Raw genomic sequence first — 14,980 nt, 5'->3', positions numbered from 1 at the left:
AGATTCGGCGTCGGTGAGCCACGTTCCGCGCGAATGATCTCACCGAAGCCGAATCCCACACCGAGTACCGGCGCGGCGGCGCACTCGGAGCAGCGCTACACCTGGGTCGCCTCCCACCCCGCGTAGAGCTGCGCATACCGTCCGCCGAGCTCCACCAGTTCCGCGGGCGACCCGTCCTCGACGATGCGGCCGCTCTCCATGACGAGCACCCGGTCGGCGATCGCCACGGTCGACAGCCGGTGGGCGATGATGATCGCCGTGCGATCGGCGAGCAGACGCTGCAGCGCGTGCTGCACCAGTCGCTCGCTCGGCAAGTCGAGCGAGGCGGTCGCCTCATCGAGGATGAGCACCGTCGGATCGGCGAGGAACGCGCGTGCGAACGAGATCAGCTGGCGCTGCCCGGCCGACACGCGCCCGCCGCGCTTGTTCACGTCCGTCTCGTACCCGTCGGGGAGGGATTCGATGAATCCTTCCGCACCCACGGCGCGTGCTGCCGCCCGAATCTCGGCCGCCGACGCGTCCGGTTTGCCGAGCGCGATGTTCTCGGCGACCGTTCCGCTGAAGAGATACGCCTCCTGAGTCACCATCAGGATGGCGCGACGCAGATCGGCGGTATCGAGTTCGCGCAGGTCGACGCCGTCGAGTCGCACCGCCCCGCCAGTCGGATCGTAGAATCGCGCGACGAGCTTCGCGAGCGTCGACTTTCCGGCACCCGTCGTTCCGACGAGCGCGACCGTCTGGCCGGCCGGAATCTCGAGGTCGCAGTCCGCGAGCACCGTGCGGGCTCCACCGCGGTCGCCCCCGTAGGCGAAATCGACGTGATCGAAGCCGAGCTCGCCGCGCGGGCGCTCGAGGCGCACGGGCGCGGCGGGATCCTGCACCGTCGGTTCCTCCTCGAGCACGCCCGAGACCTTCTCGAGCGCCGCCGTCGCCGACTGATAGGAGTTGAGGAACATCGCGACTTCTTCCAACGGCCCGAAGAAGTTGCGCACGTAGAGCACGGCGGCGATGAGCACGCCGATCGCGAGCTCGCCGCCCGTCACGCGGAGCGCGCCCCAGAGCAGCACCACCGCGACCGTGACGTTCGCGAGCAGGATGAGCCCGGGATCGAGCACCCCGAAGAGCCGCAGCACGCGCAGGTTCGCGCGACGGTACTCGTCGGAGACGGCGCCGAAGTCGGCATCGCCGCGGCGCTCGCGCCGGAAGGCCTGCACCGCCCGGATCCCCGTCATCGTCTCCACGAACTGCACGATCAGGCGCGCGCTCGCGACGCGCGTCGAACGGAACCCCTTCTGCGACTCCACGACGAACCAGCGCATGAGGATCGCGAGCGGGATCCCCATGAAGAGCAGCACCAGGCCGCTCTTCCAATCCAGCAGGAAGAGCATCACCATCGTGAACGTTCCGATGAGCACCGCGTCGACGAGTTCGTTGAGGCTGCCGTCGAGCAGCTCCTGAATCGATTCGAGATCGCTCGTCTGCCTCGAGATGATGCGACCCGATGTATACCCCTCGTGGAATTCGAGGCTCAACCGCTGGGTATGCCGGAAGATGCGCGTGCGCAGCTCGATCATGACCGCCTGCGTCAGGCGTGCGATGAGCACGACGTACCAGCCGACGAGCAGCGAGCCGATCGCGCCGGTCACCAGGAAAGCGAGCGCAACCCCGACGGCCGGCACCCAGTCCCCGGCGTCCAGTGCGGCCGGCAGCGCCGTGTCGATTCCATAGGCGATCAGTGTCGGACCCACCGCACGCATCGCGGATGAGATGATCACGACGATGGCCGTCAGTGCGATGAGGCGCCGGAGCGGCCGCAGAATCGAACCGAGCAGACGCAACGAGCGGCGGCGGATCGCGCGACTCTCCTCGCGGGTATACGAATCGCGATCCTCGCCGCTCGTTCCCTGCACGCTCGCGAGGCTCATGAGCGAACCTCCTCGGTGTCGGTGTCGGTGTCAGCGTCAGCGTCAGCGGTTGCGGTGTCGGTCGGATCGGTCTCGGTCCGACCGGTCTCCGCCGTGTCGGCGAGGGCGTCCCGCTCGATCCCGGCGATCAGGCTGCGGTACTGGGCGCTCGTGCGCAGGAGTTCGGAATGGGTGCCGACGGCATCGATACGACCGTCGAGCATGACCGCGACGCGGTCGGCCAGCGCCACCGTCGACGGACGATGCGCGACGATGAGCGCGGTCGTGTCGGCGAGCACGCGTCGCAGAGCCGCCTCGACGAGCGCCTCGGTGTCGACATCGAGCGCCGAGAGCGGATCATCGAGCACCAGCACATCGGGGGCCGCCGCCACGACCCGGGCGAGCGCGAGCCGCTGGCGCTGACCGCCGGAGAGGCTGAGCCCCTCCTCCCCCACCTCGGTGTCGAGGCCGCGGGGGAGATCGGCGACGAACCCCGCCTGCGCAACGGCGAGCGCATCCTGCAGCACCCGATCCGCCTCGGCGCTGCCGAGAGCGAGATCATGGCGACCGAGCAGCACGTTCTCGCGCACCGTGGCCGAGAACAGGATCGGCTCTTCGAACGCCACGCCGATCCGGCGACGCAAGTCGTCGAGCGCCAGATCGCGCACGTCGATCCCGTCGAGCGTGATCGCCCCGCCCGTCACGTCGTACAGCCGCGTCGGCAGCGTCGTGAGGGTCGTCTTGCCGCTCCCCGTCGCACCGACGATCGCGAGCGTCTCGCCCGGACGCAGCGCGAGGTCGAGCCCGTCGAGGAGGTCGACCTCTTCGGCACCCGCGTCGGGATACCGGAAATGCACGTCGCGGAATACGAGTTCGCCGCGCGCCTGGGTGATCGTCTGCGGGCGCTCGGGCTCCCGCACGGTCTGCTCGGCGTCGAACACCTCGAACACCCGGTCGGTCGCGGTGCGCGTGTCGATCAAGAAGGCGAACAGGAAGCCGAGCGAGCCCATCGGCCACCGCAGCGCCGCCGCCATCGCGAAGAACGCCACGAGCTCCCCCGTCGAGAGCAGGTCGTGCGCAGCGAGCCAGACGCCTGTGATGAAGCACGCACCCATGGCGAAGATCGGCACGAGCTCGTACCAGAACCAGAGTCCGCCGACCTCCCGCGCCTTGCGCATCTCCGTCTCGCGCAGCGTCTCAGCCCGACGCGTGAACTGCGAGAGCGCATGGCCGCCCCGGCCGAAGGCCTTGAGCACGCGAATGCCGTGCACGCTCTCCTCCACAGCGGTCGCGAGATCACCCGTCTGATCCTGGCTGCGCCGCGACAGCACGCCGTAGCGCTGCTCGAAGCGGTAGCCGACGACCCAGATCGGGATCGAACACGCGACGAAGACGACGCCGAGCGCCCAATGCCAGCGGAAGAGCAGCCCCATACCGATCACGATCGTCAGCACGTTGATGAGCAGCAGGATCAACCCGAACGCCAACCACCGGCGGATCGAGCTGATGTCCTGCATCATGCGGCTGAGCAGCTGGCCCGACTGCCACCGGTCGTGGAAGGCGACGGGCAAGCGCTGCAGTCGCTCGAAGAAGGACTGACGCACCGCGTACTCGATCGCAGCGGACGGGCCGAGCACGAGACGCCGGCGCATGAACACGAGCAGCGCTTCGAGGACGCCGAGCAGCAGCACGGCCAGGGTCGCCCAGGCGATGAGGATGCGGTCGCCGGACGCGATGGGACCGTCCACCGCCCATTCCAGCACGAGCGGAACGACGAGGCTCGCGAGTGCGGCGCCCAGACCGAGGAACGCGCCGGTGATCAGTTTCGGGAGTGCGGGACGGGCGAACGGGAGCAGACGCGCGAGCGCGCGCGCCGTGGAGACGCGAGCGGGATCGCTCGGTGTGTGCTGAGTCGCAGCGAGGTGGTTCATGATGCCTGACGTGTGCCGGCGCCTGGACGCGGTCGCCCAAGGGCTGGCCGCGCGCGGCGCGAGAGGAAATGCTGAGGTGGAAGCGGAGAAGGGGCGGCCCGCGATCGGAGCCGCGTCGACCTACTGCCCTGGCTTCGGAGTGCCCGGGAGTCGCGGCGCCGACGGCTGGGTGATGATTGCCATGGTGCGCTCCTCTCCGGGGTCAGGGTTTCCGAACCTCAGCCTAGCCAGGCTGCGCGCTCGAGCACAAGGATCGCGTCGAACGCTCGGCGATCCTGCGCCGGATCACTCGGCGTCAGAACGCGAAGGCGATTCCGAGCAGCACACCGTAGGCGAGCGCGGCGAGACTCGTGAGCTGCAGGACGAGGATGAGCTCCCGCGCCGTCTTGGCGGTGAGTGTGATGATCGAAGCCGGAATGGCGAGGAGGAGCACGAACCAGACGAGGATCATGCCCGGCTGCGCGAGCGCGTAGAACGCCGGCACCGCGAACGGCAGCAGCACGCAGACGACGTAGAGGATGCGAGACGCGCGGTCGCCGATGCGAACCGCGAGCGTGCGCTTGCCCGCCAGGCGATCCGTCGGAATATCGCGGATGTTGTTCACCACGAGCACGGCCACCGCGAACAGGCCGACGCCGGCGCCCGCGACCCAGGGCTCCTGCACGTCGATGTCCGTCTGCAGCCACACCGTGCCGACCGTCGCGACGATCCCGAAGAAGACGAAGACGACGATCTCCCCCAGCCCCGCGTACCCGTAGGGGCGCTTGCCCCCCGTGTAGAACCAGGCGGCGACGATGGCCACCGCGCCCAGAGCGAGGAACCACCAGCGCTCACTGAGCACCACTGCGACGAGGCCCGCGACCGCGGCGAGCGCGAAGAACGTCAGCGCGACGGCCAGCACCCGCTTCGGGTTGACGAGCCCCGACCCGGTGAGCCGAGCGGGGCCGACTCGAAACTCGTCCGTACCCCGGATACCGTCGGAATAGTCGTTCGCGTAGTTCACCCCGATCTGCAGGAACACGGCGACGGCGAGCGCGAGCAGACTCAGTGTGAGCGAGAACTCCTGCACCATGTGCGCGATGCCGCTGCCCGCAGCCACCGGCGCCACGGCGAGCGGCAGGGTGCGCAACCGTGCTCCGCCCACCCAGTTGCGCCAGGTGATCCGCGGCGGCGCCCCCGCTGCGGCCTGCCGCTCAGCAGCGGCCCGAGCCGCGGGATTGCCCGATCGTCGACGGTCGTGTGCCTGGTTCACGTCTGATCCTTCTCTCCGTGCGCATCGCCCTGCGCATCTCCGTGCGCTTCGCCGTGCGCACGCATTTCGTGCGCGTGGGCGGCATCGCCGCGCCGCACCTCGCTGAAACTCGAGCGCAGTCGCCCCATCCATTCGCCGATCGCGGCGTAGTCGGGCTTCCCGCCAGGAAGCCGCGGAATCGCGTCCACCTCCGTCACCCATTCGGGCACGGCCGCAGGGCCGAGCGACGCGCGCAGCACCTCCTGCACGCGCTCGAAAGCGGCGCGTTCGTCGGGGGCGCTCTCCACGCCGGAGCCCGTGCCTGCGCCCGGGACCACATCGACGACGAGCGACACCCGCTCCCCCCACTCGGGATGCGGGGCGCCGAGTGCCACGGCGTGCTCCCACCCCGACTGCTCGCGCACCACGCGCTCGACCTCGTCGAGGGACACGTTGACGCCGCCCGAAATGATGACCCGATCGAGACGGCCGGTGACCGTCAGCATGCCGCCGAGCAGCTCACCCGAGTCGCCCGTGCGATACCAGCGCACCGGCACCCCGTCACGCCCCGCCTCGGTGATGAAGGCGCGATCCGTGAGCTCCTGGTCTCCGACGTAACCCAGCGCGAGGGCGCTGCCGGCGAGCTGCACCTCGCCGGCGCGAATGCGCACACGGGTGTCGCCGATCTCGACACCGTCGTACACGCACCCGCCCGCCGTCTCCGACATCCCGTAGCTGCGCGTCAAGGCGATGCCCAGCGCGTGCGCACGGCTGCGGAGCGACACGCTCACGGACTGCCCGCCGACGAGCACCGCATCGAAACGGCGCAGCACATCGGCGGCCGAGCGATCCTGCTCGACGTGATCGATCAGTCGCGCGAGCTGCACCGGCACCAGCGAGACGTAGCGACGATCGGCGTCGAGGGTCTCCGCCTGCTCGAGAAAGGCGGCTGGCTCGAAGCGGCCGTCGAAGAAGACGGGCGGCGTACCGGCGAGATCGCTGCGCACCAGCATCTGCAGGCCCGAGATGAGGTGCGTCGGCAGCGCCACCAGCCACTGCCCGTGCCCGCCGAGCCGCTCGGCCGTCGCCTCGGCGCTCGCGCGCAGGGCCTCGGCGGAGAGCGCGACCGCCTTCGGAGTGCCCGACGACCCGGACGTGCGCACGACGACAGCTGTACCCTCGGGCAGATCCTGCTGCTGCAGTGCGACGAACGCGTCGGGGTCGGCACCGGGAGCGACCGGCACGACCGGCGCCCCGCCGCGCAACGCATCGGCGAGACCGGCGGTCAGCCAAGCACGATCTTCGGTCGGGATCGCACGGAGTCTGTGGGGCGCAGTCACCCGACCAGGGTACTCCGCGCAGCCCTGCTGTGCGCATCCCCGGCGAGCGGGCGCGGCGGACGGGCGGCCGCGTGGCCGCGTGGCCGCCGTCGCCGGCCCCACGCCAGCCCACCCACGCCAGCCACATGCGAGCCCAGGCCACCCACATGCGAGCGGGGTCACTGTTCGTGCGTGTCGCGGGCCTGACACGCACGAACAGTGACCCCGCTCCGGTGGCGACAGTGAGCGCAGCGGTGCCGCAGCGGTGCAGCAGCACCCGTCGTGGTGCCGCCAGCTCGAGGCGGGTCACTGTGAGAGTGTGTCTGGGTCCACCGAGGTGCGACACGCTCCGAAATCGACCCGGCTCGGGTGAGCGCAGCGGTGCAGCAGCGGACCGCGGCGCTCAGTAGTGGTAGGGGAAGGGGCTCCAGTCGGGCTCGCGCTTCTCCAGGAACGAATCGCGGCCCTCGACCGCCTCATCGGTGCCGTAGGCGAGGCGGGTGGTCTCCCCCGCGAAGAGCTGCTGCCCGACGATGCCGTCGTCGACGGCGTTCATCGCGTACTTGAGCATACGGATCGCGGTCGGCGATTTACCGAGGATCGTGCGCGCCCAGGCGATGCCGGTGCGTTCGAGCTCCGCGTGCGTCACTACCTCGTTGACGGCGCCGATCTCTCGCGCGCGCTCGGCGGAGTACTCCTCGGCGAGGAAGAAGATCTCCCGTGCGAACTTCTGGCCGACCTGCTTCGCGAAGTAGGCGCTGCCGTAACCGGCATCGAACGAGCCGACGTCTGCGTCGGTCTGCTTGAACTTCGCGTGCTCCCGGCTCGCGATGGTGAGATCGCAGACCACGTTGAGCGAGTGGCCGCCGCCGGCCGCCCAGCCCGGGACGAGTGCGATGACGACCTTCGGCATGAATCGGATCAGCCGCTGCACCTCGAGAATGTGCAGCCGCCCGGCGCGCGCCGCGGCCTCCGGCCCCACCTCGGTCTCGTCATCCGAGTACTTGTACCCATCGCGGCCACGAATGCGCTGGTCGCCGCCCGAGCAGAACGCCCAGCCGCCGTCTTTGGGGCTCGGCCCGTTTCCGGTGAGCAGCACGACCCCGACCTTCGGGTTCACTCGCGCACGCTCCAGCGCATCGGCGAGCTCGTCCACGGTGCGCGGGCGGAAGGCGTTGCGCACCTCGGGCCGGTCGAACGCCACGCGCGCGATGCGGCCGTCGAGGCTGAGGTGGGAGGTGATGTCGGAGTAGTGCTGAGCCCCGGGGGCGATCTCCCACTCGGCGGGGTCGAAGAGCTCGGATACCTGCTGCGTCATGCCCCTAGCCTAGGGCGCGGAAGCGCGACGAACCCCGCCAGGGCGTGACAGGATCGAGGCATGACCGACACCCGCAGCGCCGCGCCCGCCGCCCCTCCGCTGGCCGAAGTGCTCGCGGCCGCGCACGTGGTCTCGATTCCGACGCGTACGCGGTTCCGCGGCATCGCCGTGCGCGAGGCGATGATCTTCGATGCTCCGCTGGGCGCGAGCGAGTTCTCGCCGTTTCTCGAGTACGACGACGCAGAGGCCGCTCCGTGGCTCGCGGCGGCCCTCGACTTCGGATGGGCGCCGCAGCCGGAGGCGCTCCGCGAGCGGATCGAGGTGAACGCCACGGTGCCGGCGGTGGGCGCGCACGAGGTACCCGCCGTGCTCGCCCGCTTCCCCGGCTGCACGACCGCGAAGGTGAAGGTCGCCGAACGCGGGCAGTCGCTCGCCGATGACGTCGCCCGGGTGCGAGCGGTGCGCGAAGCGCTCGGGCCGGCGGGGCTCGTCCGCGTGGATGCGAACGGCGGTTGGAGTGCGGACGACGCTGTCGCCGCCCTCGCGGCACTCGCAGACTTCGACCTCGATTACGCTGAGCAGCCGAGCGCGAGCGTCGACGAGCTCGTCGAGGTGCGTTCGAGGCTGCGCGCGTCGGGCGTTTCAGTGCGCATCGCGGCCGACGAGAGTGTGCGGAAGGCCGAGGATCCGCTCGCGGTCGCCCGAGCCGGAGCCGCAGATCTGCTGATCGTCAAGGCCCAGCCTCTCGGCGGCGTGCGCCGCGCGCGGTCGCTCGTGATCGAGGCTGGGTTGCCCGTCGTGGTGTCGAGCGCTCTCGACACGTCGGCCGGCATCGCGATGGGACTGCATCTGGCTGCCGCCCTCCCCGAGGGGATGCTCGCGGGCGCGTGCGGTCTGGGCACTGTCGCGCTGCTCGACGGCGATGTGACGGCGTCGCCCCTGGTGCCGCTCGACGGTGCGATCGAGGTGCGGCGGCCCGACCTCGACCCCGCGTTGCTCGAGCGCTATCGAGCGGCTCCGGATCGCGAGGAGTGGTGGCGGCAGCGCGCGTCTCGCGCTTACGCGCTGCTGCGATCCCGACGCGACCAGCGCTAGGCGGGCGCCGGGCCCGCCTCAGACGAGCTTCGCCGCGCGGCGCGCGCCCTCGCCCAGCGCCTCGAGCTTGGCCCAGGCGATCTGCGGGTGCACGCGGCCGCCGAGGCCGCAGTCGGTCGCGGCGATGACGCGATCCGCTCCCACGACGTTGGCGAAGCGCTGGATGCGCTGCGCGACGAGATCGGGGTGCTCGACGAGGTTCGTCGAGTGACCGACGACGCCCGGGACGAGGATCAGGTCGTCTGGAATGATGCTCTTGTTCTCCTCCCACACGGCCCACTCGTGCTCGTGGCGCGCGTTCGCCGCCTCGAAGGAGATCTGTCCGACGTTCGCTCCGAGCACGGTCTTGAGGATGTGCTTCAGCTCGATGTCGGTGGTGTGCGGGCCGTGCCACGATCCCCAGCACAAATGCAGGCGCACCTGCTCCTTCGGCAGCCCCTTGATGGCCTCATTGATCGCGTCGATGCGGATCTGCGTGAACGCGAGGTAGTCCTCGACCGAGGGCTCCGGATTGATCTGATCCCAGTTCTCGGCGAGTGAGGGGTCGTCGAGCTGCACGATCAGCCCGGCGTCGGTGATCGCCCGGTACTCCTCGCTCAGCGCCGCGATCCAGGCATCGATGTGCTCCTGCTCAGAGGCGTAGAAGTCGTTCTGAATGCGCGCGGCCGATCCCGGTGCGATCGCCGTGATGAACCCCTGCTCGCCCGGCTGCAGCGCCGCTCGGAGGTTGCGGGTGTCGGTCGCGACGAGCTCCTGCCCGGTGTAGGTGATCGCGTCGGTCGTGGTGGGGAACGGCGTCGCGTTCGTGCCCACGTTGATCTCGGCCTGGTAGGCCTCGGAGAAGCGCACCCAGTCGCGGCGATCCGGGAACGACGTCAGCTGGATGTTTCCGGGCGTCGAGCGCACCGGTTCCTGGGTGAAGATGTTGCGCTCGGTGATCGTGAGGCCCGAGGTGCGCTGGAACGAGTACGTCCACCATGCGCCGTAGTCGACGGCGTTCGACATCGCCTTGCCGAACTCGCCGTCGCCGGGCTGCGTGATGCCGAGGTCTCGCTGGCGTGCGACGACGTCGCGCACGGCCTCGGTCACGAGCGCGTCGAACTCGGGCGTCGACTGCAGCGTCAGGCCGTCATCGGCAAAGGTGCGTGCGGCGTTCGCCTCGATGAGCGCCTGCGTGCGGGGCAGGCTGCCTGCGGTGGTGGTTTCGATCTGCGTCATACCTCGAAACTATCCGGCAGGACCCCTCATACGGCAATCGCGTGACGCCGCATGACGGCGGATCAGCCGGCTGGGTGGTCGTCCGGTCGGGGTCGCCGATCCTGCGCACCGCTCAGCCCTTGAGCCCCGGGAAGTCCTCCTCGCGCCATTCGCTCGCAATGCGTTCGCCCGCCGCATGGGCAGCCTCCTCGCGCTGGCGCAGCTCGATGCGACGGATCTTGCCAGAGGTGGTCTTCGGCAGCTCGAAGAACTCGACGCGCCGTACCCGCATGTAGGGCGGCAGTGCGCCGCGTGCGTGGGAGAGGATCTCGCGTGCGGCTGCCTCATCGGCGGTGACACCGGCTGCGAGCGAGACGTACGCCTTGGTCACGTTCAGTCGCGTGCCGTCCGGCGCTCCGACCACGGCGGCTTCGGCGACGAAGGCGTGCTCGATGAGCGCGCTCTCCACTTCGAAGGGCGACACCTTGAAATCGCTGGACTTGAAGATGTCGTCGGTGCGGCCGACGAAGGTGAGCACGCCGTGCTCGTCGCGCTGGGCCACATCGCCGGTATGGAAGAGGCCTCCTCGGGTCGCGCGCGCCGTCGCTTCCGGATCGCCGTAGTATCCCGGCATCAGGTTGACGGGGCGCTCGGGGTCCAGGCGCAGACAGATCTCGCCCTCTTGCGCCTCCTCGCCGGTCGCAGGATCGATGAGCACTGCCGAGACTCCGGGGAGCGGCCGCCCCATCGCGCCGGGCACGATCGGATCTCCGGGAAGGTTGCCGATGAGCGCCGTCGTCTCGGTCTGACCGTACCCGTCGCGGATCTCGAGCCCCCACCACTCGCGGATGCGCGCGATGACTTCGGGGTTCAGCGGCTCGCCTGCCGAGACGATCTCGCGCAGCGCGCGCGGCTTCCTCGACAGTTTGCTCTGGATGAGCATGCGCCACACGGTGGGCGGAGCGCAGAAGGTGTTGACCCCCGCGCGGTCGAGCTCGGAGACGAGGAATTCCGCGTCGAAGCGGGCGTAATTCGCGACGAAGATGGTCGCGCCGACGTGCCAGGGGCCGAAGAAGCTCGACCATGCATGCTTCGCCCAGCCCGGGGCGCTGATGACCAGGTGGGTGTCGCCGGGGCGCACCCCGAGCCAGGACAGCGTCGTGAGATGCCCGAGGGGATAGCTCGTGTGGGAGTGCACCACGATCTTCGGCAGGCTCGTCGTGCCGGAGGTGAAGTACAGGAGCGCCGGGTCATCGCTCGTCGTCGTCTTCGCGATCGGAGCGAGTGATGCCGCGGACGACTCCTCGTACCGCGCCCAGTCGTAGAGCCGCGCGCGGTGATCGGCGGGTGCCGCATCGAATCCCACCCCGATGCCACGGTAGTCGCCGGGGACCTCGCCGAATTTCATCGCATCCTCGGCGGCGGCGAACACCCATCGCACCGTGCCGCGCTCGACGCGATCCACGAGCTCGTGCGGCCCGAGCACGACCGAGGTGGGCAGGAGCACGACGCCGAGCTTCATTGCGGCGAGCATGATCTCCCACAGCTCGACCCGGTTGCCGAGCATGAGCATCGCGACGTCGCCGGGCTTGGCGCCGATGCGGCGCAGCCAGTTCGCGACTTGATCGGAGCGCTGCTTCAGCTGCGCGAACGTCCGCTTCAGCTCGCTTCCGTCGGCTTCGGCGATCCACAGGGCGGTGGTGTCGTTGCCCTCGGCGATCACGTCGAAGATGTCGTGCGCCCAGTTGAAATCCGGTCCGACGTCGGGCCACTCGAATTCGGTGCGTTGGCGCTGCGGCTCTCCTGCGAGCGCGAGCAGCTGATCCCGTGCGGCGAGGAATGAGGCCGTGGCGTCGTTTTCGGTCATGCTCCCTATTGTCCCTTCTTCCGAGTGCCGGATCCCGTTCGCCGCGCCACCATCGCGCCCTGGGCGATGACCGCGGTGAGCATCACCGCGCCGAGCGCGATGGCTCCGCCACCCCTGACGTCGCTGCCCGCCATCGGCAGCACGACCCAGCAGAACGTGATGCACTGCGCGAGCGCTAGGATGGGAAGGGTGAGCCAGGCGGTCGTCCGCAGACTGGCGCTGGCAGGGCGCCGCACGCGGGTCGCGAAGACGATCACGCCGGCCGAGGCCACGACGACGATGCCCAGGAGCCCGAAGACCGCGACGAACGGCAGGTTGAGGCCGCGCTCGGAGCGTTCGAGGGCCCCGTCGTCGACGCCGCCGAACGTATCCGGGTGAAATCGCAGGAGCACCCCGAGATCGTCGTCCAGGTCGAGTGCGTACTGGTCGAGTGTGCGGTTGAGGTCCGCGTCGACCGTCCATTCGCCAGCTGGTGTGCCCGCGGCGAGGTCCTCGGCGACGCGCGATTCGACGGTGTCCGCGTCGATCTCGACGACGAGGGCCCCGTCGTCGCGCACCCGCTCGGATCCGATGCGCAGCTCTGAGTGCGTGCGATCCTCGAAGTCGGCCTCGTCGGAGTAGTGGCTCTGCTGCGTCACCCAGGGCTTGGCAGCGTTGCCGTCTTCGAGCGGCGAGCGGTCTTCATCCGAATCGGTGGTGATCCAACCGGCGTCGGTGAGGTTCCCGACGAGATCGGGGTGCACTGCGAGCTGGATTCGGAGCGGCCGAACGGGGAGCTTCGCCCCGGAGTAGTCGCCCGGTTCCGCGGAGTACTCGTCTTCCCAGAACGACAACCACGCCGCCCAGCGCACCTCCTGGACAGCATCGTCCCCGGCGGCGGCGTCGACCGCTGCGTGTTCGAGCGAGTAGGCGATCTCGATCTCGTGCTCCCCAGAACGCACGTCGGGAAAACGGGTGAGCATCGCGAGGCTGCTCGTCTCCGATTGCGGCAGTTCGGTGTAGGGCGCGGCCTCCCCGTCGATCGTGACCGATTCGAGTTCGAAGCCGAGCGACTGCCCGAGGCGTTCCGTCGGCCATTCCTTCGCGATCTGCGGCACTTTCGAAGCCGAGTCGTCGAAGACCACGTCAAGCCGCTCGACGACGTCGAGGCGCGCTCCGCCGTCGTCGCCGCGTCGCAACTCGGCTTCGATGTCGAACCCGGAGACCTCGGTGTACAGCGTGCCGGGGAGGTCGTTCGACCAGGTGACGAAGTCGATATCGGTGCGGTACGGCGCCGGCTGCGTGGATACGGTGACGATCGAGCCCGCGAGCACCACGATCGATGCGAACAGTGCGAGAAGCGCGGGCGCACCCACGAAATGCTCGGTGCGCCATCCGCGTGAGATTGCGCGATCGCCGGTCTCTGCTCCCGCGTGCTCCGCGATCTTCCGACCGGCGCGGCGGGGGCGCTCGAACAGCAGGGCGTAGGGCAGCAGCGGGTCGTCGAGCGGTCCGCGGTCGAGCAGCCGGGTAGCCCGCGCCCACACGTCGATGCCTTTCAGCTGCTGCATCGCGAGTGCGCCGGCTCGCGTGAGGGGGCGGGGGCGGGAGACTGCGACGTTCGACATGATCGCCAGCACGGTCGAGACGAGCACGAATACGGCCGGCCACCAGACGACTGCGAGGATCACCTGGTGCGAGAGCTGACGCAGCACCCCCCACTGCAGCAGCATGATGGCGATGGGGGCGACGGTGAAGAAATCGCGCACGTAGCTGTCGGGCACCCATCGAAGCCCGGCCCGCACGGCGGCTCGGCTCGATCCCCACGACCGCGTGCGCCGCAGCACCGTCGGAGTGTTTCCGAGGCTGCCCGCCCGACGGCCCGCCCGGGCGAGACGCCGGAGCCATTCCGCTCGTCGAGACGACCGCGGCCGGGGAGGGTGCTCGAGCGCAGTGAGGAGCTCGACGTGCCGTCTCTGCCCCATGAGCTCCGCGGCGAGCATGGGCGAGAGCCGTTCCGGGGGCTCGTTTCTCGGGAGGTACCACGGGTCGCCGGCGCTGTCGGCCCACACCACGCGCCGAGCGGCGAACGCGAAGAGCGTGAGCACGACGAGCACGGCCATCGGGAGCAGCGGCCCGTACGTCTGCACCCAGAAGAGCGTCGTCGTCTGCGGTTGCGTGAACGTGCCGGGTGCGAACTGGGCGCTGACCGAGAGGTCCGCGTTCGGCGGCAGCGCGTCATCGTTCGAGAAGGCGTACCGCACCCCGGCGGCGTCCTCCCCCTCGGGGGTCAACCACTCGGTGCCGCTGATGAGCAACCAGCCGATGTAGGCCCGCGGGGCCCGCACCAGAGCCTCGTCGATCTCGCGGGCGAGCGTCACGGATACGTCGATGCCTTTCGTCGCCTGCGGCCACGTCGGGGCGAAGAGCGGCCAGTCGAAACGATCGACGCGTTCCGCGGTCGCCTCGTCGACATCCCTCGTGACGAGGTCGTGCAGGTCGTATGTGAGCGCGATCTCCCGTGTACCGGAAAGCGCTTCGCCGTCGCTGCGGGTGAGCCGCACCTCCGTGGTGGTCGGCTCGTGTTGCACGTCGATCTCGGCTTCGGCGCCGTCGATCGTCGCACTCGTCAATGAGAAGCGCACGTCGTGTCCGTGGTACTCGGTCAGAACGGTGCGCGCCACGCTCGATTCGGGGCCGTTGCGGAATTCGGCGTCGAAGCGCTCGCTCACCTGCGCGACGAAGCCTCCTGCTGCGTCGCGGTCGATGACGTAGTCCACCTCGGCGTCTCGCGCGACCCAGTCGACGTCGTCGATCTCGGCTGATGCGATGACGTCATCGAAGTCGAGCGGCTCATTGATGATGGGGCCGACCAGCAGGAAGACTCCGACGAGGGCTACGAGAACCCAGAAGAACCGGATCGCGTTCCGCAGCGCGGTGTCGCCGCGAGCGCGCAGGCGCGACTCGACGAGCTGCAGCACGTTCGCGAGCCACCGGAACACGGGCGTGTGCTCGGGGAGCGGATCAGGGATCCTCCCGGACGTGAGCAGCTCAGGGTCGCTTCCCGCGAGATCGAAGAAGTCGGGGGCGGGCAGCCGCTGCCCGCTGCGCTTCGATGACCGACTCATACTGCAAGCAT

9 protein-coding genes are annotated in these 14,980 nt (G+C 69.5%); 1 reads left to right on the top strand and 8 read right to left on the bottom strand.

The window, feature by feature from the left end; all coding sequences use genetic code 11:
- Nucleotides 1-95: 95 nt before the first annotated feature.
- The 5 genes from JE033_RS12760 to JE033_RS12740 all read right to left on the bottom strand — a co-directional run bounded on the left by JE033_RS12760 (nt 96) and on the right by JE033_RS12740 (nt 7,703).
- On the bottom strand, nt 96-1,925 hold the full coding sequence (locus JE033_RS12760; protein WP_200332130.1) for an ABC transporter ATP-binding protein: 1,830 nt from the start codon (nt 1,923-1,925) through the stop codon (nt 96-98).
- Nucleotides 1,922-3,835, bottom strand: coding sequence for an ABC transporter ATP-binding protein (locus JE033_RS12755; RefSeq protein WP_200332128.1), 1,914 nt, complete (start codon nt 3,833-3,835; stop codon nt 1,922-1,924). Before JE033_RS12755 ends, JE033_RS12760 begins: the two co-directional genes overlap by 4 nt.
- Nucleotides 3,836-4,130: 295 nt before the next feature.
- Nucleotides 4,131-5,087 (bottom strand): 1,4-dihydroxy-2-naphthoate polyprenyltransferase, encoded by a 957-nt coding sequence (locus JE033_RS12750; RefSeq protein WP_200332126.1) that lies wholly within the window; start codon nt 5,085-5,087, stop codon nt 4,131-4,133.
- Nucleotides 5,084-6,406, bottom strand: coding sequence for an AMP-binding protein (locus JE033_RS12745; protein ID WP_370567963.1), 1,323 nt, complete (start codon nt 6,404-6,406; stop codon nt 5,084-5,086). The genes JE033_RS12750 and JE033_RS12745 overlap by 4 nt, the downstream gene beginning before the upstream one ends.
- Before the next feature lie 382 nt (nt 6,407-6,788).
- Nucleotides 6,789-7,703, bottom strand: coding sequence for a 1,4-dihydroxy-2-naphthoyl-CoA synthase (locus JE033_RS12740; RefSeq protein ID WP_090152593.1), 915 nt, complete (start codon nt 7,701-7,703; stop codon nt 6,789-6,791).
- 60 nt (nt 7,704-7,763) lie between these two features.
- On the opposite strand from JE033_RS12740, the gene JE033_RS12735 reads away from it, so the two are divergent.
- The gene (locus JE033_RS12735; RefSeq protein ID WP_200332124.1) at nt 7,764-8,798 is read left to right on the top strand and encodes an o-succinylbenzoate synthase; all 1,035 of its coding nucleotides are present in this window, start codon (nt 7,764-7,766) and stop codon (nt 8,796-8,798) included.
- Nucleotides 8,799-8,816: 18 nt separating this feature from the next.
- Here JE033_RS12735 and JE033_RS12730 read toward each other — a convergent pair whose 3' ends face one another.
- The 3 genes from JE033_RS12730 to JE033_RS12720 form a co-directional block, all read right to left on the bottom strand.
- Nucleotides 8,817-10,016 (bottom strand): cobalamin-independent methionine synthase II family protein, encoded by a 1,200-nt coding sequence (locus JE033_RS12730; protein ID WP_090152602.1) that lies wholly within the window; start codon nt 10,014-10,016, stop codon nt 8,817-8,819.
- 112 nt (nt 10,017-10,128) lie between these two features.
- Nucleotides 10,129-11,862: an AMP-binding protein gene (locus JE033_RS12725; protein WP_200332122.1), complete on the bottom strand. Its 1,734-nt coding sequence runs from the start codon at nt 11,860-11,862 to the stop codon at nt 10,129-10,131.
- A 5-nt stretch (nt 11,863-11,867) separates the two neighbouring features.
- Nucleotides 11,868-14,969, bottom strand: coding sequence for a hypothetical protein (locus JE033_RS12720; protein WP_200332121.1), 3,102 nt, complete (start codon nt 14,967-14,969; stop codon nt 11,868-11,870).
- Nucleotides 14,970-14,980: the final 11 nt, after the last annotated feature.

The organism is Leucobacter sp. L43, assembly GCF_016597785.1.
GTDB lineage: Bacteria > Actinomycetota > Actinomycetes > Actinomycetales > Microbacteriaceae > Leucobacter > Leucobacter alluvii.
This window is presented reverse-complemented; position numbering and strand designations above follow the sequence as displayed.